This is a genomic window from Roseateles sp., from assembly GCF_039929605.1.
Lineage (GTDB): Bacteria > Pseudomonadota > Gammaproteobacteria > Burkholderiales > Burkholderiaceae_C > Pelomonas.
This window is the reverse complement of record NZ_JBDSQX010000054.1, coordinates 70,955-95,189: the sequence shown is the minus strand read 5'-3', so window position 1 is coordinate 95,189 and position 24,235 is coordinate 70,955. Positions and strand designations below refer to the sequence as shown.

At 68.5% G+C, this 24,235-nt stretch carries 3 protein-coding genes (1 of these 3 only partly in view); all 3 read right to left on the bottom strand.

Translation table 11 applies throughout. The annotated features are described in order from the left end of the window. A partial coding sequence (locus ABIS05_RS07800) for a TolC family protein (RefSeq protein ID WP_348010741.1) occupies positions 1 to 445 on the bottom strand: 445 nt, incomplete at its 3' end. A 62-nt stretch (positions 446 to 507) separates the two neighbouring features. Next, positions 508 to 1,104: a PEP-CTERM sorting domain-containing protein gene (locus ABIS05_RS07795; RefSeq protein ID WP_348010740.1), complete on the bottom strand. Its 597-nt coding sequence runs from the start codon at positions 1,102 to 1,104 to the stop codon at positions 508 to 510. A 164-nt stretch (positions 1,105 to 1,268) separates the two neighbouring features. Next, positions 1,269 to 24,235, bottom strand: partial view of a calcium-binding protein gene (locus ABIS05_RS07790; RefSeq protein WP_348010739.1) — the 3' portion only. It continues 12,685 nt past the right edge of the window; only the last 22,967 of its 35,652 coding nucleotides appear in the window; its start codon lies off the right edge, out of view — the gene reads right to left on this strand; the stop codon is at positions 1,269 to 1,271.

The following is a 24,235-nucleotide window of genomic DNA, read 5'->3' as shown; positions in this document are numbered from 1 at the left end:
GCGCCGATGCATGGGCCAGCACGTCGCGCGCCTTGAAGACCTCCAGCACCGCCTCGGCCAGGCGTTGCTGCGCCTCCAGGCGCGACTGCATCAGCGCGTTCTCGGCCTGCTCGAACTGGCTGCGCGCCGCCTGCATGGCCGGATAGAGCGCGCCGCGCCACAGCGGCTGCGAGACTTGCAGCACGTACTGGTCCGAGCGGAGGCCGCGCGAGTCGTAGGTCGGCGGCTCGCTGTAACGGCTCTTGTTGCTCGTCACCGTGACGCTGGCGGTCGGGCCGTAGGCAGCCTTGGCCTGGAAGAGGCGCTCGTCGGCGGCCCGCAGCGAGGCGGCGGTGGCGCGCACGGCGGGGTCGGCGGCCAGCGCACGCTCGGCCAGCTCGGGCAGGGTCTGGGCCGCAGCCGGCTGGGCGAACGAGACGAGCAGCAGCGGGAGGAGTCGGATCAAGGAGCAGTCCAAACGAACACGCCGACCGAAACGGCCGGCGCGTGAGTGTGCGCGAACTGGGTTCAGTCGCGACGGCGGCGGCGCGTCAACGCGGCACCGGCGAGGGCCACGGCGGCCAAGGCGATGCTGGCGGGCTCGGGGACGGTACCGCCGGTGGCGTCCTGGGTTTGCAGTGTCAAACGGACAAAGCCCAGCGCGCCGCCGTCGTCCATCGTGGCGGTGCGAATCTCGATGTCGTTGATGGCGACGAGGCTCCCGATCAATGCGGACAGGTCGAAGGTGTCGAGGTAGGCGTAGTCATCGCCGGTCGCGCTCGAACTCGCGTCGCCCACCGTCAGTTCACCGACGAGCTGACCGTTCAGGTACACCTGAGCCGGCGCGTCCATGCCCCAGCCGGCGCTGAAGACGGCGAGTTGAGCGGAAAGCAGCGGCTGGCTCCAGACTGGGCTGAGCTGTGTCACGAAGCCGCCTTCATGCCATTCGCCGAAGCCGCTGCCAAGAGGAAGATCGCCGGCATACAGCGTCTCACCGCTGAGGATGCCGAGGCCGAAGCCGTCATCAGCACCCAACTGGCTGGTGCTGGTGGCCGCATGGGCCGAAGTTCCCGCCAAGGCCAGGGACAGCGTGAGGCCGGAGAGAAGAGAACGAAACAAGGACATGAGCAGATCCAGCAAAGTTGTGGCGCTGGCAAACAGCGCCAACTGATCTTAGGTAGAGGAGCGGCGCTGCCTATCCCCGGAGCGTGGGGAAGGCGTTGCAACGGCATCACGGATCGCGGCAGAGATGGGGGAGGCTGCGGGCCGCACGCTTGTCGAGGTTGATTTCATTTGCCTCCCACCAGTTGTTCCCATTGAGACTTCGCGCGCGCTTCGAGTTCCTTTAGCCATGCTTCGCCGAGCGCGCGGGCACGCTCAAGCTCTGCCTGCGCGATCTCGGCCGCTGTCTTGAACGGTGGCAAGGCCGTGGCGGCGGTGCCCAACTGGCCGCTGCCATCGGCCAGCAGCGTCAACGCGGCCGCAGTTGGGGCGGCCACCGCCTGCTGACCCGCCTGCACCTGCTGGGTCTGGGCTGCCGCGGTGGTGAGCACGAACGGATTGACGCCCGCCGGGGTCGGCACGGCGGTGCCGGGCAGCACGCGCACCGTTACGTTCCGGCTCACGCTGGCACTTGCCCCATTTCCGGTTTCTGCACTGCTGGCCAGTACCGTCAGCGTGATCTCGCCGGTGAACCCTGCCGACAGCTTCACGCTGAGTCGGCTCAGGTCCAGACCAGCCAGGTCGATGTCGCCCCCGCCCGCCCTGTCGTGCACGCCATCGCTGAGCAGGGTGCCGTCCGGCAGTCCCGTCAGCACAAGGCTGAGGCGCTCGCCGCCGAACGGATTGCTCAATGCCGCGCTGATTGCAGGTAGCGCGATGGCCGTATCGGCCAGCCCGTAGACAAGGCTTGCACCGACCGGCAGTGTTTCGACGAGATGGAGGTCGTCCAGCATCGCACCGCGCTGAGTGGAGTTGCTGGTCGAGAACGCATCACCCCCCTCAAGCACGATGGCGATGCTGCGCGGCTGGCCATTGCCCGTGAAGCTGAAACTCAGCGTTTGCCACGTCAGGCCGGTGCGCGGGCTGGCACCGGCGTAGCCACCGACCTTGACGCCATCGACATAGATGCCAATCTGCGTGTTGGCCAGCACGAAGCCAGGCGCGCCAGCGTAGTCGAAGCCGAGCGTGTAAATCGCTCCGTCGATGGTGTTGACCTGGCGTTCGATACCCAGCGTCTGGTAGGCCAGCGCACGGCTGCCGTTGGTCAGCTTGAGCCATTGCGACCCGTTGCCGTCCATGGGCTGAACGGTCACGAAGTTGCTGATGTCGTTGGTCATGCGGTCGTTGGCCGACCAGATCTCGAACGCCGCCTGCTTGCCGGAAGTGGTGGTGCGAACTGTCCATCCTTCCAGTCCAGGCCCGGCGACGACGCTTGCCGCCGTTCCACCGTTCGCTGGCGTCTCCCAACTCGTCGCCACCAGCTCCCGGCTGACCGCCACGTCGCGCGGGCTCAGCGTCAGCGTCGGCGCATCAGCCACCGCGACGAACTGCGCGGTCAGCAGCTGCGTCGTCGTCGCGTACTCGCCGGTCGCGCCTTCGATGGCGGTGGCCTGCAGTTGCAGGGCCACGCTGCCGTTGAAGTCGCGCGGCGGCGTCAGCACGAGGGCGTCGAGCTGCCAGCCGGCGAGGTTGACGACATGCTGCGTCGCCGAGGGCGTGAAGCTGCGCGTGCCGTCGCTCAAGGCGAAGCCATCCGGCAAGCCGGTCAGCGTCAGCACCAACGTCTCGGAGCCGTCGTTGTCGACGAGGCCGGCAACGATGGCGTGCAGGGCCAGGGCCACGTCCTCCAGGCCGGTGGCCGTGTTGTCGCCACTGATGACCAGCGAAGGGGCATCCGCTTGCGCCGCGATGTCGATGACGAGGCGGGCGGCGGGGCTGTAGAGCTCGCCGTCGAAGGCCTTGAAGCCGATGTGGGCGTAGTGCGACTGCTTATCGCCCTCGCCCGTGCCGAAGTAGCCGGCGCCGCCGGAAGCGTTGGCCGCCGGCACGAAGCGCAGGCCGCGTGCCGCGAGGCCGGCCTGACTGAAGCGCTCGCCCACCGCGACTGCGGCCCAGCTGCCGTCGGTCTGCTGACGTTGCAACTCGCCCTCCGTCGGCAGGGCCGTGATCTCGACCTGCAGCAGGTCGGGCCGGCTGTCAGGGTCGACAACCGCGAAGTGGCTCCAGCTCAGCGCGAGCGCCTCGTCCTCGGTGCCGGCGGCCTGGCCATCGGCGGCCGTCGGGGCCAGATTGGGCGTGCCGTCGTTGCTGACGGTGATGGCCACGGTGACGAGGTTGGACTCGCTCTGGCCGTCGCTGACGCGGTAGCTGAAGCTGTCGGGGCCGGCGAAGCTGCTGGCGGCTCGGTAGCTGAAGCTGCCATCCGCCAGCACGGTCAGCACGCCGTGGGCCGGGCCGGTGACGACGGCGGCGGTCAGCGTGTCGCCGTCGACGTCGAAGGCCGTGCTCAGCGGGTTGATGGCGACGGTCTGGCCGGCCTGGGCCGTGAGGCTGCGGCCGGTCAGCGTCGGCGCGTCGTTGACGGGCCTCACGGTCAGCGTGACGGTGGCCGTGTTGCTGGCCTCGCCGTCGATGACGAAGCGGTAGCTGAAGCTGTCCGTGCCGTTGTAGTTGGCGGCCGGCTGGTAGCTGAACTGGCCGTTGGCGAGCAGCACCAGCGCGCCGTGGGCCGGGCCGTCTACCTGCTCGATGGTGACGCTGGTGGCGCCAAAGACGAGGTCGTTGGTGAGCACGTTGCCGGTGGCGGTGCTGTCCTCGTCCAGCGCGACGGCATCGCCCACGGCTTGCGGGTCGCCGATGAGCTTGATGTCGCGCACGGTCATCGTGCTGGTCTGCGCGGCAAAGCCGAGCAGGTCGAAGCTCAGCAAGACGGACTTGCCCGCCAGCGCCGGTGCTAGCGCGACGAAGTAGGTCGCGCTGCCGTCGGCGTTGAGCTGCTTGCCCACCGTGGTGGCGAGGCGCTCGCGGCCGTTGGTCTGCAGATTGAGCAGCGCGTCGGAGCCGGCCAGGCCGATGCTGCCGGCGATGGGCAGACCGGTGACGGCGTCAAGCAGCGCCACTTCGAACGCGTCGAACGGGCCGGCCGCGTTGGCGAGCAGGTGCGGCGACTCGACGGTGAAGCTGAGCAGCTTGTCGTTGGCACCGAGCGTGAAGGCCTGCGACAACTGCGCCTGGCGCGAGGCGGATTCGCCCAGCGTGGCCTTGCCGTCCTGGATGACGACATTGCCGCGCGTGCTCCAGCCAGCGGCGTCCAGCAGGTCTCCGCTGCGCAGCGACGCGTAGACGGGCAGGCCGGAGGCGAAGCTGGGCGTGCCACTAGCAGCAGTCGACGGCGCTGAGGCAGTCGCAGCCGGCACCGTGAAGGCCGCCGCCGCGCCCGCTGTCGAGTGCTCCGTGACCGGGGGCGCGCCGAGGTATTGGCTTTGGCGAGCCAGCGCCTGCATGTAGAGGATGAGGTTGTCCACCTGCATGCGGGTGAGGTTCTTGTCGCGATCACCCTGGCCCAGGGCCAGGTCAAGCAGCTGGTTGACCTCGTCCGAGCGTGTCCACAACGTGGCCTCGGCCATGAAGGTGGGCACGGGCACTAGCGTCTGTGGCTGGCCGCCGGCGCCCAGCCGGTACTCGTCGGGCAGGCCCAGGCTGTGGCCCAGCTCATGGGCGAACAGCCAGCCGAAGTACTGGCCGAGCGCATTCATGCGGCTGCCGCGGTCGGCGATGCCGCCCACCAGTTCGAGGCCCTCGCGCAGGGCGGCCGGCACCGAGACAAACGGCGCGTCGCCATAGGCGCTGCCGTTCTGCTGCTGGTTGATCAGGCGGCTAAGGACGTACTCCTTGGTGCGGATGCTCTGCTCGTTGGTGACGGCGCCGCTGCCGGATGTGAGCAGCAGGTCCATCTGGTGAGAGGCGAAGTCCCAGCCCGAGTGGCCAGCCTCGACGGTGTTGCCGGCGATCGTGCCGTCCAGGCCGACGTTGGAGGTGCGCTGGGCGGTCGGGGCGTCCAGGCCGGTCATGCTGCCGAAGGAGAAGTCGATGGCGCTGTCCTGGCGGTCCGCCTGGTAGATGCCGCCGTCCACGCCCAGCGCCAGCTTCAGGCCCTCAGCCAGCGCCGCAAAATCGCCAGCGCCGAGGTCGGCGGGCAGCTTGTCGGCCACGCCGACGAGCAGGTTGTAGAGGGCCAGGTCGTTGCCGCTCAGCAACGCCACGTCGTCGAAGGCGGTGTGCGCCAGCCCGGCAGCCTGCTGCAGCAGTGTGTCGAGGCGGTCGAGATCGACGTTGACCTGCTGCGTGGGCCGCACGTCGACCCGCACCTTGGCGCTGAAGAAGACCTGTTTGTTCAACTTAATGTTCAGCGTGCTCTCGATGCGCCCGCGGTCCTGCGCGGTGGAGACCAGCGTCAGCGTGGTCGTGGCGCCCTCGGTCTCGACGGTCCAGCGGCCGTCGGTCTCGATGACGAGGCCGTCAGGGTTGTAGATCTTCAGGCTGCGCGTCTCGCCGGCGCGCAGCGACATCGCCGTGAGCACGCCGTCGATCTGGTTGAGATTGGTCAGCTCGCCGAAATAGTAGGTGCGCATCGTCATGGAGCCGGCGTCGACGCTGCCCTGCGGCGTGTTGCGCGCCATGTCGAAGCGCAACTGGCCGGGCATCAGCACGGCGTCGTAGGCATCGCCCCACTTCTTGCGCGCCTCGTCGGTCAGCCGCGCGCCGATGTCGATCTGGGCCGAGCCGCCCTGGGCCAGCGCCTGGCCGGTGCGCAGCGTCTTCTCGCCGGAGGCGACGACGGCGCTGGTGCCCGTGCCGGTGCCCAGGTAGAGGAAGTCGTTGGGCAGCGCCACCACGTCGTAGGTCATGGCGCCGTCGCTCTCGTTCTTCAGCGTGAGCTGGTGCTCGTTGGCGCGGTAGAACGCCTCGGGGCGGGCCCACTCGAGCCCCTCGTCGCCTGTGCTGGGTGTGGCGGCCGGGTTGTCGCGCAGGAAGATGATCTGGTCATCCGCCTCGCCGCTGCTGTCCTTGATGGACAGGGTCGAGCCGACGATGACGTTGTCGATGGTGACGCTGTCGGCCGACGTCAGCTGGAAGGGCTGCGAGGTGCCGTTGAGGATGTTGTAAAGCTCGATGCGAACCTCCACCGATTGCGCGGCCTGGGCGCGCACAGCGTCGGGGATCACGAACGTCTGCATCGAGCTGCCGGCCAGCTCGCGCAGCCGCAGTTCGCGATTGGCGGCGACCTCGGTGGTCGTGCCGTCCGGGTTCTGCACCACGAACTTGATCCGCAACCGGGTGTCGCTGCTCTCGTCGTAGCTGATGTTGCTGACGTTGAGGCTGAGCTGCTGCGCCGACTTGGGCAGCACCATGCGGTTGTGGGTGAGCTGCGAATACTCCTTGTCGAGCCGGAAGCCCCAGTCCGCTACCTTCTGCAAGTCGGTGCCGAAGGCGCCGATGTCCTCGTTGAACCCCAGCAACTTGTCGTAGACGAGGTAGTCGAACAGCTTGGCAAGATAGGTCTCGGCGGTCTTGGCGATCAGCGGAACCTTCAGGAAGGCCAATGGCGGATAGCTCGAGATGGCCTTGACGACGTACTTGACCAGCAGGTCGCGCAGGTAGTCGGCCATGTTGCTGATCCAGACCGTCTCGGACAGGTCCGCGAGGCTGAGGTTCGGGCCGTAGATGCCCTTGTAATTCGCGAAGGTCGAGTTGAACTTGGTGACGTCCGTCACGCCACGTTCCTTCATCGTCTGCGCATCCTTGACGGTGTCCAGCAGCACGAGGTGGGTGGCCTGGCCCGCATCCGCGCCCGTAATGGCGCCGCCGTTGTGCAGCGCCCAGCCGGGCAGCTGGTAGGTCGTCAGGAAGCGGCCGAAATACGGCCGGATGCTGGCCTGGAAGTCACCGTTGAACACCGCCGGCACCGGCGAGGTCGTCTTGCCCCACTCGGTGTTGTCCTCGTCGAGGATGACGCGCTGGCCACTGCCCGCGACGATGCGGTCATCGCTGCCGCCGCCGAGCTTGGAGAAGAAGAAGCCCGCGCCGACCCCTTCCCAGGTGTCGGCCGGATCCTCCTCATCGCGAGACTCCACGAGCGGGTCGAGCGTGGACGCGCCCTCCACCACGCGGCCGACCAGTTTGTCCAGCCGCTGCAGGTACCACGGCGCCTGGTTGTTGCCGTAGGGCGATGGCGTGGAGGCGAAGCCCTTGAGCTTCGGATCCTGCTTCTCAAAGGTGCTGTCGGCGCGCCGACGGATGATCCAGTCGGACTTGAGGTTCTTCGGATCGGCGTTCGGCGTGCTCATGACCGTGCTGAAGTAGCTCAGGCTCGTGTTGAGCGTGCCGGCATACCAGGCATGCGGACGCGAGTGGGTCTGGGCGCCCGAACCGAGCAGCGCCAGTTCGTCGTCCTTCGTGAAGCCCTTCAAGCCGGTCAGGTTGAAGTCGAAGTCGAAGCCCGCATCCCTGCGCTGGGCGTTGGCCCCAGCCAGGCTGATGCCGTTGGGCGTCACGGTCTTGTTCGGCGGGGCGTTTTCGTCCGCGACGAGCTGGAAGAAGTTGTCGGCGTAGCTGATGCCTTGCCAGGCCATCACGTCGGGGTCGAAGAATTCGGCGAAGTTGATTTGCTTGAGGCCCATCTTCTTGGGGTTCACCTCAAGGACTTCCGCGCCCTTGAGAAGGTCGCGCAACGCGTCGCTCGCGAAGAGCTTCGTGACCGTGCCCTTGAGAATCTTTTCGAGGTCGGCTGCAAAGTCGGCGCCGATGAGATCACTGACGCCCAGCGCAGGCCAGAGTCCTCCGAGTTGCAGCCCTTCGGTCAGGGCGTCGAAGAGCAGGCGCGGCACGCTGGTCAGCAGCGCGGCGATGGCGCCCGTGTCGGCATTGACCATGGCCTTGGACACCAACTCGCTCTGCATCAGCGACTCTTGATAGAAGTCGTGCGGGTCCAGCGTCGTCATCTGCAGGTCTGCGGGCTTGGGGAGCTTGTACTTCTCCACGCCCCACAGGATGCGCTGCGCCAGCTCTGAGTTCACGACCGTGCCACGGCTGTGGCCGATCAGGTGGATGTTGCCCGACAGGATCTTGCCGCCCGTGCTTTGGTCCGCCATCAGCAGCGAGGCGTACATCGCGTCCGCGGTGGCCTCGGCAAAGCCGGAATCACTGAAGCCGGACTCGATGACCCAGTCCGGCACGAGCACGACGGGCTTGTTCTGCGCGATGGCCTCCGCCAGCGTCGGCTGCTTCTTGCCCTTGTCGAGCGCGCCCCAGAGGCCGGTCACGCGGTCGTAGAGATACGCGTACCCCCCCTGGGTTTGCACGATGTCGCGCGCCAGTTCGGCGGCACCCGTGGACGAAGCGTCGGTCTTGCCCAGCAGGGCGTTGATGTAGACGGAACTCACGCCGTCCGTGCCGGACACGATCGGGGGCTGGTAGCCGTGCGTGAGCACGGTGACGGATGCGCCACCGAAGTTGGACTGCTCGTAGGCCTTCTTGACCGTGAACGGCTGCGATGCCGTGATGACGACGCCGTTGCTGAGCTTGGCCTCGGCCGCCCACCAGTAACGCTGGCCGGCGGTCAGCTTGAAGTTGGCGAACAGATCCATGTTCGCAAAGTCTTCGAACTTGATGACCTGGCCAGCCTTCAGGAGCTTGCCCTCGCTGATGTCGAGCGCCGTCAGGATGCGCTCGTCATGCACCGCCTCGTTCACGCGCTTGTCGGCCTCATCGGCCCAATTGGGCAGGTTGGGCACATCGTTCGGGAACAGGCCCTCGCCCGGGCCGAAGGTGCTGACGTAGATGTTCAGCTCAACGATGTCCTGCGATGACTTCAGTTCGAAGATCGGCCGCTGCTCGGCGTTGACGCGCGGGCTGATGAGGTCCAGATCGCCGTTGGACGCCAGCGACGCGACGGCGAAAGACTTGGGCAGTTCGTCGTAGCGGCGCGGCAGCAGCGCGTCGTTGCCCTGATCGATGGGCTTGCGCAGATCGCCGGTGGTGTTGGCCTCCGCCGCATTGATCAGGCCCAGCGTGCTGTACTCGAAGAACGTCGAGAAGAAGCGGCTGTAGTAGCCGTCGCCCGGGCCGCCGTACTCTTCAACCATCGCGCTGACCAGCAGTTTGCTGCCGTCAGCCGACATCGACAGGTTGTCCAGGCTGGCGCCCTCGATGGGCGTGGTGGCCCCCAGGTACACCGCCTTGCCGAACGGGTCCTTGATGATGCCGATCTTGCCGCCCACCTGCTTGTTGATCAGCAGCCCGTCCATGAAGCCGATCTCGTCAAAGATCAGGTTGTAGTCGGCCACGAAGGCGTACTGGCCGTCCGGCGTCACCGCCACGCCGGAGGCGTGTTGGATGTTCTGGAAGAACTGCGTGCCGTTCCACCACTGCGGCTGGCTGGGCTTCAGCAGCGGCGCATTGATGGCCGCATTGCCCCAGGCGCCGCTCTGGGCGTCGCGCGACACGGTCACGGCGGCGAAACCCTTGTTGTAGGCGCCCGAGGTGCTCATGACGAACTGGCCCACCTCTGGCCCGGCGCTGATGTAGTACGGCACCTGGCCGGTGCGGGCGGCAACGGCGCTGAAGTCGAGGTGCTTCACATCCTCCGCCGCCACGCGCAGCGCACGGTCGGCGCCGTCACTGTCCTTGACCTGTTGCTTCCAGGCCTTGTCCATGGTCTGCAGGTCGATGATGAACACGTCGCCCTTCTCGTGCGCGCCCAGGCCAATGCGCGTGGCGCGCTCCAGCGGCGCGGTGACGCCCAGATAGCGCCCGCCACTCACGGCCAGGTCGACGAAGCCGCTCACGCCGGTCTTGACCGACCCCGGCAGCAAGAGCTGCTGCACGTCCTTGAGAAACTGCGGATCCTTGCTGTTGACGTTGACGCGCAGCAACCGCGGCGCTGTGCCCGTGTTGTAGCTGGCCCCCTCGGCGATGTAGAGCCAATCACCGGCCACCGCGATGGAGGCGATGTTGGTCGTCGAGTCCGGCAGCACCAGCGTGTAGACCAGCTTGCGGCTGACCATGTCGATCATGTAGATCTTGCCGGCGCCAGCGACGTAGACGACGCGGTTGTCGGTCCCATAGGCCAGAGCGTCGGTCTTTAGCCCGGTCAGATAGCCCGGTAGGTCCACCACCTCGTTGAGGACATTGAGCACCGAATCGCCACCCGGCTGGGTGGGCTTGACGCCATCGGTGAACTGCACGTGCAGGCGATCCAGCACCACGCCCATTTCGCGCTGGGGCTTGAGCTCGATCGGATAACTTGGGTTGCCGGACAGGAAGCCATAGCCATCGCCCGCTGTGCCGTCCGCATTGATCTTCTCGCCCACGCGCTCGACCCAGATCTCGTGCAGAGCCAGGGCCACCTTGTTCGGCTGCTCCGCCGTGCCGGCGAAGTTGGGGATCTTGACTTTGGCTGAGGTCTTGGTGACGGCGCTGACCTCCAGCGTGTCCCAAAGCAGGCCGCGGTCGGGCGCGGAATTGGGCGCGGTCAGCCCGCTGCCGACGGGCTTGATCCAGACCCGCAGCCGGGTCGTGTTGTCGCCCTCCAGCTTGAAGAAGTCGCCGGTCAGCAGGAAGGTGCTGTCGTCGAGCTGCTCGATGCCGGTGATCGTCGGATCGCCCACGGCCTTGGGCGTCATCGGCGTGACCGTGATCTTCAGTTCGTCACCCTCGACGCTGGCGGTGCCGGTCTGGTGGTACTGCGCCGTGGTCGTGAACGTGCTCAGGCCGAAAACCGCCGTCGGCAGCATCGCCATCAGGCCGATGGCGGTGCCGCTGGCAACCAGGTTGCCGCTAGCGGCCACCATCATGGCCATGTTGATGGCGTTGAAATAGATGTACTGGTAGTTGGCGTCGAGCGACACGAACTTGCTCACCGCAGCGCCTGTCTTCGGGTCCTTGCTGATGCGCCGCGCGGAGACGAGGTAGTCGCCCGAGCTGGTCACGCCTGGATACGGCGGGCTGGCGGTGCGAGCCTGGCCGTCTGCGCCGATATGGCCGTTGTCGACGACCCACCAGGTGTCCTGGACGGAGCCATCTTCCAGCGTGATGGTCCCACGGCGCAGGATCATCACCTCGTAGGCCGTCGGGTCCAGCCCGAGCGCCGCCGCGGCGAGCTGGATGGGATGCGCACTCTTGGCGTCGCCGATGTCCAGACGGAAACCCGAGAGCACCTCAAAGCCGTCGAAGCTGGGCGCCGCCAGCGGCAGGTTGTCCAGGTCGAGGTCGGTCAGGGTGACTTGGCGCGGCGCGGCGAACGCGCCGGCGGCAATGGCGACCTGCAGGCCATTGCCGGTCTGCAGCACAGCGCCGTCTTCATCGACCTGGATGCTGGGCGCCTGACTCGTGACGAGGGCTGGCGCGACGACGTGGACCGTCAGTTCGACCTGGCCCGACTTGTAGATGGCATAGACCTTGGTGGTGCCCGCAGCCTTGGCCTTGATGAGGCCGTCCAGCCCCACCTCGACGATGCTGGTGTCGCCGACGAAGTAGCTCGTGAAGTACGAGTCCGCCAGCTCGTGACCCGACAGCACGTCGGTCAGCTTGATCGGGCGCTGGCCGGCACCGCTGCCGCCGGCGGCGGGCGCCACCAGCGAGACGGAGCCGGGATAGACATCCAGGCCGCCGAGAGCCAGGTTCAAGGTCTCGGCACTCGGGCCCCCCACCTCGTAGCTGCGAACGCCCTGGAGTACGCCGTGGCTGGCGCGCGCATAGCCCCAACCGTCAGCCTCGCCCTTCAGCAGCGTGTCGCCGGGTGTGACGACTACCTTGGCGACGCCGTCCTGCCAGTTCTCCACCGTCCACTGCAGATAGTTCCCCGTCAGCGCCACGCCCTTCTCGTCGGCGAAGTCGCCGTAGGCCTGCAGCTGGCGCGTCTCGCCGGAGCGCAGCGGCCCCATGTCGACGATGTCGATCGCCAGCAGCGCCGCCGAGCTGACGTTGAACTGCAGCACGATGGGGCCGCTGGCGCCCCAGCCGTCGTCGGCCTCGATGGTGATGGCCGCCGAGCCGGCATAGCCTGGCTCGGGCTTGAACAGCAGCGTGCGGCCATCGGCGGCCAGTTGCGCCGTGCCGTGGGTCGCACCGATGACGCGCCAGAAGACGCTGTCGCCCTCGCGGTCTAGCGCGACGTTGTCGAGCGCCAGCCATTTGCTGAGGTCGGTGTGCGTGAGCACCGGTGTGGCGGTCGCCATGCTGAGCGGCGCAAGGTTGGCCCGCCAGCCGTAGTTGGCGTAGAGCACCTGGCGATCCGTGTCGTTGGCCGTGCCGTTGCCGTTCAGGTCGACACCAGAGGCTGCGAATGCGGTGGAGTCGCTGCCGTCGATGCGGCCGTCGCGGTTCAGGTCGCCGGCGATGCTGACCCTGATGCTGGCCGCACCGTTGCCGGTCAGCGTCAGCAGCTTCAGGCCGGCTTCGGTCACGCGCACGAGCGTAACGGTCTTGCCGCCGTTGGCCACCTGGCCGAGCACGGTGGCGCCTTCGACGGCTAGGCTGGTGCCTGCCGCCGTTTCTATGGCGTAGACGATGGCGCCAGCGGCACCCGGCGCCTTCACGGTGCTGGCGAGCTCGCTGTCGCGCACGACGAAGCTGAACCGTGCCGGCGTGCCGGTGTTCAGCGTGCCGCTCCAGGCGTTGTTAGGTGTGGCGACGCTGGCGAGCCAGCCCGCCGCCGTGCCGAACTGGGCCGTGATGGGCTCACTGATGACGCTGCCGTCGGCGTGGTAGCCGATGCTCTCGTTCAGACTGCCGTCGCCGTACAGGCTGCGCGCGAGTGCGAGGCGGCCGGTGCTGTCGTAGCGGTAGACGATGGCCGCGTCGGCTGTGGCCGTCTGGCGGCCGACGACGCGCTCGATGCGGCCTTGGCTGTCGCGCTCGAAGACGAGGCGCGTGTTCGGGTCGCTGCTGCCGACCAGGGCCACCCCGGCGTCCGACACAAGCCATTGCTGCCCGTCAGCAAAGCGCACGCTCTGCATCTGGCCACGCGCGTCGAGCTGGTAGCTCGTGCCGTCGGGGCCCGTCAGCAGGTAGGCGGTAGGCTGCCACGGCAGGCCGGTGACGCGGTCCAGCAGGCGCTGGCCTTGCGGCAGCAGCGCGACCGGGATGGTCGGGTCGGCGTTCACCACCGACAGGCTCCAGCCCGCCGTGCTGCCCGTGAAGACGGGGCGCTGCACCAGCGGCGAGGTCGGGTCGCTGGACAGCGGCGTGCCGGCCGTGCCGAGCGTGAAGCTCAGGGACTCGGTCGCCGCGTTGGCGGCGGACAGGCTGGTGGGCACCTGCAGCCAGACGCGCGCACCCAGCGTCCAGGCGGCGGCGGCGCCGAGCGCATCGCTGCCGGCCTGGTCGTGGCTGAGTCGGGTATCCAGCAGCGGCAGCGTCCAGTTGCCGAAGTCGCCGGTGCCGTTGACGTCCAGGCTGCGCGTCAGCGCGAGGTCGTGGCTGCCGAGGCGGAAGACGGCGTCCGTGGCCTGGGCCTGCACGAGCTGCTTAGCGGTCGAGTCGACCAGCACGCGGGTCGTGACCTCGGTCGTGCGGCCGGTCAGGTCCCAGCCGCGCAGGCGCAGCAGGTAGACGCCGTTCGCCCAGCGGGACGGGTCCAGCGTCGCCAGCGTCAGGTCGCCGTTGACGGCGGCGGCGCTGTAGTCGGCGGACGCCAGCGTGCGCCAGGCGGACTCATCCACACGGTCGCCATTGGCGGGTGCGGCTTCGAGCACATAACCCATCAACTGCAGGTCGGCGATGCGGGCGGTCAGCGCGGTCGTGCTACCGATGACGGCGGGGGCCAAGCCGCCCGTGTCCAGCACGCCGGTGAAGGCCAGCGTCGGCGCGGTCGTGTCCAGCGGGTCACGCACGCGCACGGTCTGCGTCGTCGTGGCGGAGAAGCCGTCGGCGTCGACGGCCGTCACGCGCAGCTCGATGAGGCCGGGCTGGCTCGGCGTGATGCGCACGCGGCCCAGGCCGTCGAGGGTGACCGGCACCCAGTCGGCCTGGCCGATGCCTGCGCCGCGCGCCTGCACGGTGATGCTGGCGATGGGGCTGAAGGCGTCGGCGCGCACGGTGGCGAGCACCACCTGGCCGGGCAGCACGGGTGTGCTGGGGGTCAGGTTGACGAGCAGCTTGGGCGCGTTGGCGCTGGCCTCGGCGACGACGCGCAGCACGAAGCTGTTGGTCGTCGAGTTGCGGCCGTCGCTGACCGTGACCAGCACGGTGAAGTCGCCGACCTGGCCGGGGCCGGGCGTCCAGTTCAAGCGGCCAGTGGCGGCGTCATAGGCCGCGCCCTCGGGCAGGCCGAGGAAGCTGATGCCCAGTGCGGCGGTCTGCGCCGTGCCATCGGCGTCGAACAGGCGCAGGGCGCCGACCGGGGCCGTGGCGCCCTTGACGACGGGCAGCGAGAAGCTCTGGCCCACCAACAGCGCATGGCTGGCGGTGCTGATCTCGGGGGACTGGTTCACGTCGAAGACACGAACCTGCACCGTGCGCGTGACGGTGACCTGGCCATCCGTCGCGCTGAAGTTGAAGGTGTAGGCACGCGTGTCGGCGGTCGCGTTGTTGACGATGTCCGGGCCGGGCGTCCATTCGAAGTAGCCGGTGGCGGCGTCGAAGAACACGCCGCTGGGCACGTTGGCGTCGTAGATCAGCGCGAGCTGCGTGGCGTCGTTGTCGCCGTCGGTCGTGCGCATCGCGAACGACAGCGTCTGGCCCTCGGGCACGAGCTGCAGCGGCATCGGCAGCAGCACCGGCGCCTGGTTCACATTGGCGACGACGACCTCGACGTCGCGCGTGAAGCTGGCGGCACCATCGCTGGCGGTCAGCTTGAGCAGGTAGCGGCCGGGCGCGGCGCCGTTCTGGTTGTCACTCTGGGCGGCGAAGAGGCCGGGCGTCCAGCGCAGCTGCAGGCGCGTCTGGCCGCCGCTGCCGGCGCCGGGCACGAGCAGCATGCCGGCAGGCAAGCCTTCCACAGTCCAGTGCAGCAGGTCGAGGTCGGCGTCGAGGCCGGAGAGGTCGATGGCCAGCGGCGAGCCCTCGTCGACCTTGACGACGGTGCGCGTGCCGGCGAGTGGGTCGCCCTGCACGGTGCCACCGGTCGCGGCAATGGCGAACAGCGTCGGCGTGGCGTTGGCGGCGCGCACGACGATGCGCAGGTCGCGCACGGCGGTGTTGGGCACCGGCGGGTGCTGCGGGTCGAGCACATAGCCGGCGTCGGCCGGGGGCAGGCCCGAGTCGGTGACGGCCAGGCTGATGTCGAAGTTGCCCGTCAGGCCAGCGGCCGGCGTCCAGACCAGCGTGGCGTGGCCGTAGCGCGGGTCGCTCTCGATGCGCGCGCCAGCGGGCAGGTTGGTGGCGGCGTAGGTCAGCGCGTCCTGGTCCATGTCCGAGACGAGGATGGGCACGCGCAGTTCGGTGCCGGCCACGGCGACGACCTGGCTGGGCAGCGTGATGACAGGCGCCTCGCTCGGGCTCTTGACCGTGACGACGAAGCTCTTGGCCGTGGCCAGCACCTGGTTCACGTCGCCGTCGCCGTTGTCCTGGGCGACGACCGTCAACGTGTAGTCGCCGCGCTGGCCCGCGCCGGGCGCGAAGCGGATGACGCCGGTCAACTTGCCGGCGCTGTTCAGCGTCTGCGTGTAGGTGGCGAAGCTGGGCAGGCCCTGAACGGTCAGGGTCAACGCGTTGCCGTCGGCGTCCGTCGCCTCCAGCGGAATCTCCAGCACCGCGCCGCGGTCGACGAAGGCGTTGGTGACGTCCCTGATCTCGGGCGCGCGGTTGGCGTTGCTGACGACGATGGGCAGCGTGATCTGGCTGGTCAGCGGTGTGCCGGTGCCATTGCCGTCGTCGGTGGCCTTGACGGTGACGTAGTAGGTGCCGGCCTGGGCATAGCCCGGCGTCCAGATGAGTTCCAGCGTCTCGGCGTCAAAGCTAGCGCCCGCCGGCAGGCCGGTGACGACATAGCTCACGCTGGCGGTGCCGCCTGCCGGGCCGCTGGCTTCGCCGCCAGGCGTCAGGCGCACCTTGGGCTCGAAGGTCGGGTTGTCCGGGTCGAAGGCGAACACGCTGATGCGCAGCGGCTGGCCTTCCAGCACGGCCCAGGTTTGCACCGGGTCGAACACCGGCGCGCCGTTGGCGTTGCGCACGTCGAACTTGAGCTCGCGCTTCACGGCGGTGACGTACTTGCTGCCGTCGGCTGCGGTGAAGGTGGCGATCAAGGCAATCGGCACCGTCAGCAGGCCGGCCTGGGCATAGCTGGGCGTCCAGGCGAGCCAGCCGGTGTCGGCGTCCAGCGTGGCGCCGCCGGGCAGCACCTCGGCGCTCCACTTCAGCGTGACGCTGCTGCCGTCGGCCTGCTGCAGCCCGCCCGGCACGGCGCCGGGCAGTTGCAGCCCGAAGCGGTCGCCTTCGCGCAGCACCTGCGTGTCCAGCGTCGGGAAGATGGGCAGCGGGTAGCCCTGGGTGACGGTCAGGTTGAAGCGGCGCTGCACCTCGTGCTTGCCATCGCTGGCGACGACGGTGATGTCCTTGTAGACGCCGGCCTGGTCATAGCCCGGCGTCCAGCTCAGGATGCCGGTGGACGCGTCGAAGAAGGCGCCTGCGGGCAGGTTGCGCACGAGGAGGGTGACGGTGTCGCCGTCCTCGTCGCTGGCCAGCAGCGGCAGCTGCAGGCTGTCGCCCTCTGCCAGCGTCAGGTTCTCGACCGCGTCGACCACCGGCACATGGTTGGCGCCGGCCACGTCGAGCGTGAAGCGGCGCAGCGCGACGCCGCCGCGGCTGTCGATGACGCGCATCAAGATCTGGTTGTCGGTGCGGTCGGTAGCCTGCGGTGTCCAGTGCAGCGTGGCCTTGTTGCCGTAGCCGCTGGCGCTGCTTTCGACCAGCGGGTCCTGCGTGATCGTCATGCCGGCAGGCGCGCTGACGAGCTCCCAGAAGAACAGGCGGCCATCGGTGTCGACGGCGCCGAGCGAGGCCGTCCAGGCCGCGCCGGCAGTGGCGGCTGGCAGGGCGACGGTGGCGAGGTCCAGGCCGCCATCGGTCTTGATCTGGCCCAGCACCGGCGGGGTGTTGTCGTAGGGCAGCGCGTAGACGCCATGGCCGAGGTTGACCTTGACGATCTGGCCCGAGCCCGGCGTGGTGCCGAAGCTGGACGCCGGGCGCACGGTGACCGTGCGGTTGGCGAGCGTCTCGCCAGTCTTCAGCGGGTGACCCTGCAGCGCCGCCGTCAGGTCCAGCACCCACAGCTCGGCCTGGGCGCCATCGCCCTGGGCGGCGCCCAGGATGCTGTCGCCGAAGTAGCGGCCCGGGTCCAGCAGCAGCATCAGCGGGCCCTTGAGGTCGTCCACGCCGATGTTGGTGATGTTGACGTCGTAGCTGATCGCACCGGTCAGGCGGTCGGCGCGGGTGTCGGCGAACTCCAGCCGCACGAGGTTGGAGATGTCGGTGACGGCCGTGAACACCAGGCCCCAGGCTTCGCCCAAGGTGACCTGAGCTCCACTGCGCACCGAGGTGACGATCTCGACGCGCCAGCCGCCGGCAGACAGGTTGGGCAGCGTGAGGATGACGCTCTTGCTCGCCGCATCCCAGCGCACGCTCTCGGGCGTCAGGATGAGGTGGCTGTTGGCGCCGGTGGCGATGAGGCTGTAGTTCTTCGGGTTCAGAACCGAGGACGGACTGGTGGTGTCGGCGCCGTCGGCACCGGTCCACATCGCCTGGTCGAAGCTGATCGCGAGCTGGGTCAGCGGCAGCGGCACAAGGGCGCCGTCGGTGACGCTGGCGGAGATGACCTTGGGCGCCTTGATGGGCGCGAGTTCATCGATGCGGTTGGTCTGCGCGACGAGCACGCGGCCGTCGGCGGTGGCGACGATGCTCTCGCCGCGCGTGCCACCTTCGGCGAGCTTGAGGCTGCGGCGGCTGGACAGCTCGATGGCCCACACGGCGCTGGTGTGCGCGACCGCAGTGGCGCCGCTGTCGGCGACCGGGCGCTGCGCCGTGTTGCTGCTGGCCAGCAGCAGGCCGGCCAGGCCGGTGCCGGCCTTGCCGAAGGTGATGCTGTCGACCAGGCCGGGCAGGCGGTATTCCAGTTCGGCGCGGCCGACGGTGCGGCCGCTCATGGGGAAGCTGACGATGTCGGTCGTGGCCTCGGGCAGGGCGCCCTTCACATCGCTGCCGGTCCAGCGCACGGCCCACAGGCGGTTGTCGGGCCCGAAGGCCAGGTCGCCGACGCGGGTGTTGCTGAAGTGCTTCCAGGCCTGGGCGGCGCTCGTGGCCTTGGGGTCGAAGATCTCGACGCCGTTGCCGCTGGCGACAAAGATGAGGCCGGTGCCGGGCTGGATGGCCAGCGCATGCGTCAGCGGCTCGCCTGCGGGCGCGTGGGTGCGGCTGATGACGGCGCCGCTGCCGGCGTCGATCATCAGCAGCTCGGAGCCGGTCATGACCCAGAGGTTGCCGACGGCGTCCAGCGCCATGTCGAGGATGGCGGCTTCGGTCGTGAACAGCGGCTGCACGGAGCGACCGCCCTCCTTGGCGAAGCGGAAGACCTGGTTGCGTTCGGCACCGGCGCTGGCGAGCACCGAGCCGTCGGCCAGCTCGACCATCGCCAGCGCGCCTATGGCACCCTGGCTGGCGCCAAAGCCGCTGGCGAAGCCGCGCAGCTGCAGCGGTGCGAGCACCGATTGCAGGTCGGCACCCAGGCCGCCGAGAGCCGGCGTGATGACGAAGCCGGGCAGCCTTTGCGCGGCCTGCGCGAACAGGTCGCTGGGGCTGTAGTTGCGGTCGGGTGCGGCGGCGGGCAGTTCACCGGTCTGGTCCAGCGTGTCGGTGACACCCAGGCCTTGCTGGGCCTCGGTGCGGCTGCCGTCGTCGGGCAGCACGGCGTTGCTGATGCTGGCGGCCTCGCGGTTGCCGGCGTTGTCGGTCGCGACGGCCAGGAACTCGTAGGTCTTGCCGGCCTGGCCGGTGAAGATCGCCGTGCTCTCGGCGCCGGCCACCTGCTTCTGCCAGATCTTGAAGTCGCCACCGTCCTCGGCGACGTAGACGGTCACATGCTTGACGCCGGCCGCGTCGTCTGCGGCCTTCCAGTTCAGCTTGTAGGTGGGCTGGCCGTTGGCGTTGTTGCCGTTGCTGGTCACGGTCAGCGTGGTCACGGGCGCGTCGGCGTCCAGCGTGTGGCTGATGGCCGAGCTGACGATGGGCGGCGTGGCGTCGAAGAACACGCGGGCCGCCGCCGTGATGTTGGCGCCGCTCTGCGCGGTGTCACTGGCGCTGATGGTGTAGCTGGCAAAGCCGCCCGTGGCCTTGCCGTTGGCGTCCAGCGGCAGCAGGCCGCGGGTCGGGTCGTGCAGCACCTCGCCGGTATCGGGGTCGATGGCCTGCAGCAGCCAGGTGGCCACGCGGGCCTCGGCGTCGATGCCGGCGCTGACGCGCAGCACATAGCCCTTGCCGGTGGCGCCGGTGAAGTCGAAGTCGCCCTGGAAGACGGCCTGGCCGGTGGGAATGTGAATGTTGATGTCGCCGATCTTCAGGTCGCCCAGGCGCAGGCTGCGCGAGTCGAGGTCGGGGTCGATGGCCGTGACGAGACGGATTTCTCCCACGGCGGCGCTGGTCGGGTTGTTGAAGCTGATCGTGTAGGGCAGCGCGTAGTCGGTCGGCACATAGGTCGAGCCGTTGGCTGCGGGCAGGGCCTGCGGGCCGCGCACGCTGACGGCAGCACCGGCATTGGCTTGCGCCTGGGCGGCCTGCTGCAGGTAGCTGGTGAGGTTGAGCGCCTGCGGGCCGACGGGGCGGAACTCGGCGTCCAGCACGCCGATGTGGCGCAGGTACTCCAGCTCGGCACGGTTGCCGGCGAAGACGTCGAAGCTGATGAAGTGCGTGGCCTGGCCGGCGTGCTGGTCGTAGTCCGTCGCGTTCGGTGCCACGGGCACGGGGATCTCGACGGTGCCGCCGTCCTCGACCTCGCGCACTTCCACATAGTCGACCGGTGCATGCGCGGCGTTGCGGTCGCCGGCGTAGCTGGCCGTGTCGCCGTACCACTGCTGCACCTTGGCGAAGAAGCCGAGCAGGTCGTTCTGCGTGCGGTAGCTGTCACCGGCCTTGGCCATCAGGATGCCGGTGGCCAGCGTGGCATTCAGGCTCAGCACCAGCTCGTCGCTGCGGATGGCCGGGGCGCTGCCCTCGGCACGCAACAGGCCGGCGGCTTCCAGCGCGCCCAGCCAGCCCTTGACCCATTGCGCCTCGTCGGCGGCCAGCACGGCCAGCGTGTTGGGCGCGGTGGCGTCGGCCAGGATGGCCGCGCGCAGCGCCTGGGCGTGGCGGGTCTGGTCGGCAATGAACTCGTCGCGCGTCAGCGTCGTCACGCTGGCCAGCGTGTCGAAGCGGAAGGGCATGGCGACCGCCTCTTCCTTGGTGATGTGGACTTCCGGGTCGGTGGACAGGAACTTGGCCGTCAGCCCCGGAGAGATGCGGTTCAGGCCGCTAACACCTTCATCGAGCAGGCCCGCAGCCTTCCAGTCCGGGCGGATGGCGTAGAGCTTGTCGCGCAGGCCTTCGAAGTCGTAGTTGATCCACTCGGCCAGGCCCGGGTAGGTCTGGACCTTGAAGGTGGCGCCGGCAAAACCGTTGGAGGCGAGGTCGAAGGCGTAGCCGGGCGCGAGGTTCCAGCCGTTGGTGTTGGTCATGCCGTCCAGCGCTGCCCAGGGCACGTCGGCGCGCACGCCGGTCGTCGGCGTGGTGCCATAGCTCTGGTTGTTGCCGTCGCCGGCTGCAATCGCGCCATCGGGCTTGCCGCCGACGTTGGCGCCGAACACGACATAGGGCAGGGCCAGGCCTTCCAGCACATTGGCGCTGTTGCCCATGTCGGTGGCGCCGACGTCGAAGCGCACGTAAGGCGTGTCGACGTTGGTCAGGCTTTGCAGGCTGACGCTGTAGGTGGCCGCGTCGCCAGGCGCGATGTTGCGCGGGCCGCCGACGCCGATGGCCGCGTCGACCTCGATCATGCGTTCGACGAGGTAGCGGTAGGGCTCGACGACGCGCGACCCGTCGGGGTTGGTGACGATGACGTCGTACAGCCCCAGCGGCACATGGCGCAGGTCGAAGACGGCGCGGATGTGCGTCGCGTCCAGCACCTGCCAACGCTCGGGTTCGATCTCGAACTCCCCCGGGCGGGCCAGCTTGACGAGGGCGCCGGCGCCGAAGCGGGCGCCCTCGATGTCCATCGTGACCCAGCGGTGGTCGTCGTCGCCGACGCCGCCTTGATCAGGCGTGATCTTGGTGATGGACAGCGGCAGCAGGTCGGCGCGCAGCGTGACCGGGGTGGCATTGCCGCCCTGGCGCGAGCGCACGAGGATGTAGTAGTCGCCGGCCTTGGTGGTGGGCACCAGCAGCGTCTGGTCGGGCGAGACCGGGTTGCTGTAGGCCACGTCGAAGGCGCTGCCGGTGGGCACATCGTTCCAGCGGATGTAGACCTCGTTGGCGCCGCTGGCGGCGGTCGAGTCGAGCAGCACGCGCAGCGTTTCTCCGGCGCCGACGCTGACCTTGTAGACCTGCGTCTGGCCGTTGGACAGCGTGGCGGACAGCGTCTGTGCCACGGTCAGCACCGGCACGGTGACGTTCAGCGTCGCGCCCGAGGCGGTGCGGTTGTTGGCCTCGCCGGGCGGCAGGTTCAGGCCGGTGTCGGTGTAGGTGATCTTGCCTTCAAAGACCTCGTTGTAGAGGTCCGGCCGCACGATGACGCGCCAGCCACCGTCCTTCAGTGCCGGCAGCTTGGCCGTCAGCTTGGCGGTGTAGCTGCCGTTCTCGCCAAGATCGCCGACGTGGGCGACCTTGCCGATCTGGATGTCGTTCAGGTCCCAGGCGTTGTCGGCGGACAGGTAGAGCGCATCCGTCCAGCGGCCGTAGGCGGGGTTGACAGACGTGTTCTGGATCGTGAAGGTGATCTCGACCTCGTCGCCGACCTTGGCGCTGCTTGGTACGACGACGTTGCTGACAACCAGATCCGCCGGCGGCGGCGTTTCGATGCGCATGGGCTGGATGGCCGCCGCGTTGTTGTTGTCGTCCTTGCCGAACTCCAGCACCTGGCCGGTCTCGCCACTGCCCCAGATGCGCGCCGGGTCGGTCACCACGAAGACGTAGTAGGGCCCCTCAAGGTCTCGCGGCGCGGTGTAGGTGAGCGAGCCGGTGTAGCTGGCGCCGGCCGCGAGACCGCCGCCGTGTTGCACGTAGCCGAGGTAGCGGTCCTTGTTCAGGTCCAGGAAGCGGTCCTTGGACAGGTAGACCATGTCGTACCAGCTGCCCTGGTCCGTCGGCGTCTTGCCGCCGAGGTTGTCGACCTTGTAGGCGACGGTGAAGTTCTGGCCGGCGATGACCGCGTCGGGCGCGGTGACGCTGGTGACCTGCAGGTCGGGCGGCGCGGCCAGCGTGATCGGCAACGCGATCTGCGCGGTGTTGTTGGCCTCGTCCTTGAACTCCAGCACGCCGTTGGCACCGCTCTCGGTGATGACCGGCAGGCCGCTGCGGATGGTGCTGGGCACCTGGGCGGAGAAGTCCCGGAAGACGCCGGTGTCGGCCTTGACGATGAGCTTGAAGTCGCCGCTGATGGACGTCGGGATCGCGAAGGTGGCCGATTGCGTGTAGCTCTCGCCCGGCTTCAGGTAACGCGGCTTGCCTAACGCGTCGGTCAGGTAGACCTGGCGAGCGCGCAGCAGCACTTCAGCCTCGCTGCCGCGGTCGACGAGCGGGTAGTCGCTCGGGTCCAACGTCGCATCACGCGACAGGTAGACGCCGTCGAACCAGCCGGGCACGCGGGTGTCGCGCGTGCCGCGGTTGGTGACCGTCCAGGTCGCGGTGATGGTGTCGCCCGAGCCCGGGTTGGGGTTGTTGACGGTGATCAAGTCGATCTGCAGATCGGGCTCACGGTAGATGATGTTCAGCGTGCCCTGACCGAGGTTGTTGTCGCGGCGGGCACCCTCGAAAACCGAGGTGGTGTAGTAGATATCGCGGGTGTAGGCGTTGAAGTCGCTGTGCGGCGTGGTCGGCGCGACGATCTCATCTTGCGACTGGTAGCGCGGGTCGGCGCTTTCACCGCGCCCGATCTCGGGGGCGAGCGACTCGGGCTGGTGCTTGCCGTCCGCCATCACGTAGATGTAGTACTTGCCGTCGGTGCCCGGTGGCAGCTTGACGACGGCGCTGGCGGTGTAGCTCTCGCCTGCGCCCAGCGTCGCGGTGTTGCTGTGCACGACCGAGCCGATCTGCGTGGCGCGCTGCGGGATGAAGGTCGGGTCCGGGCTGACCCAGATGTTGTCCAGCCAGCCTTTGGTGCCGCTCCAGACGGCTGCGCCAAAGTTCTGCACCGTCCAGGTGACGGTCGTGTCCTCGCCGGAGTAGTTGGTCGGCAGCGTCGTGACGTTGGTGACGCGCAGGTCGGCCGGCGCGTTGGTGACGTTGGACGCGGCGCGGTTGACGTTGTTGTCCTCCGCGACCTCGGTCACCTCGTTGCGGCCCGTGAAGCCGTAGTTGGCATCGGTCTGCACGACCAGGTAGGCGCCGCTGACCGAGGGGCCGAGGTCGACCGTCTGGCTGACGCTGTAGGACTCGCCGTTGCCCAGTGCGCGCTGCTGCTTGAACTCGCCGAGCAGCCAGTAGACCTTGGCCTGCGTGGGATCGGGGTTGTCCATCAGCCAGACCTTGTCGGTCCAGGCGCCGCCGAAGGCGTCGGCGCGGTTCTTCACCGTGTAGCTGAAGGTGTAGCTGCCGGCGGCCGCTGCGTTGGCGGGCGCGATGACGCTGGTGACCTGCAGGTCGGGCGGCGTGATGCCCAGCACCTTCATGGGCCCTAGGCCGTCGGCGTCGCGCGACTTGTAGTTGTTGTTGTCGATCTGGGTCGGATCGTCGGGGTTGATGTTGCTGGAGAGCGTGTCCTCCAGGATCGCGTCGTAGGTGTCGCTCCAGACGGTGACGTAGTAGCGCGCCGACTGGATGTCGTCGGGGATCTGCACGTTGGCGGTGCCGAGGTAGTCCTCGCCGATGGCGAGGTGGCCGGTGTGCGTGATCTGGCCAATCTTGATGTCGCCCTTGCCTGGGTTGGGGCGGGTCTTGTCGACGGTCAGCCAGATGGTGTCGGTCCAGCTGTTGGTGGAGGCGGCGTCGCCGCGCGTGGTAGCCGAGCCCTTGTTGGTGACCTTGTAGCGCACCTCGATGGTGGCGCCGTGCACGGCCTGGTCGGGAGCGACGA

What these genes read in the sequence shown, in the direction of transcription:
- ABIS05_RS07795 (WP_348010740.1), bottom strand. Translation starts at nt 1,104, where the DNA reads ATGTCCTTGTTTCGTTCTCTTCTCTCCGGCCTCACGCTGTCCCTGGCC.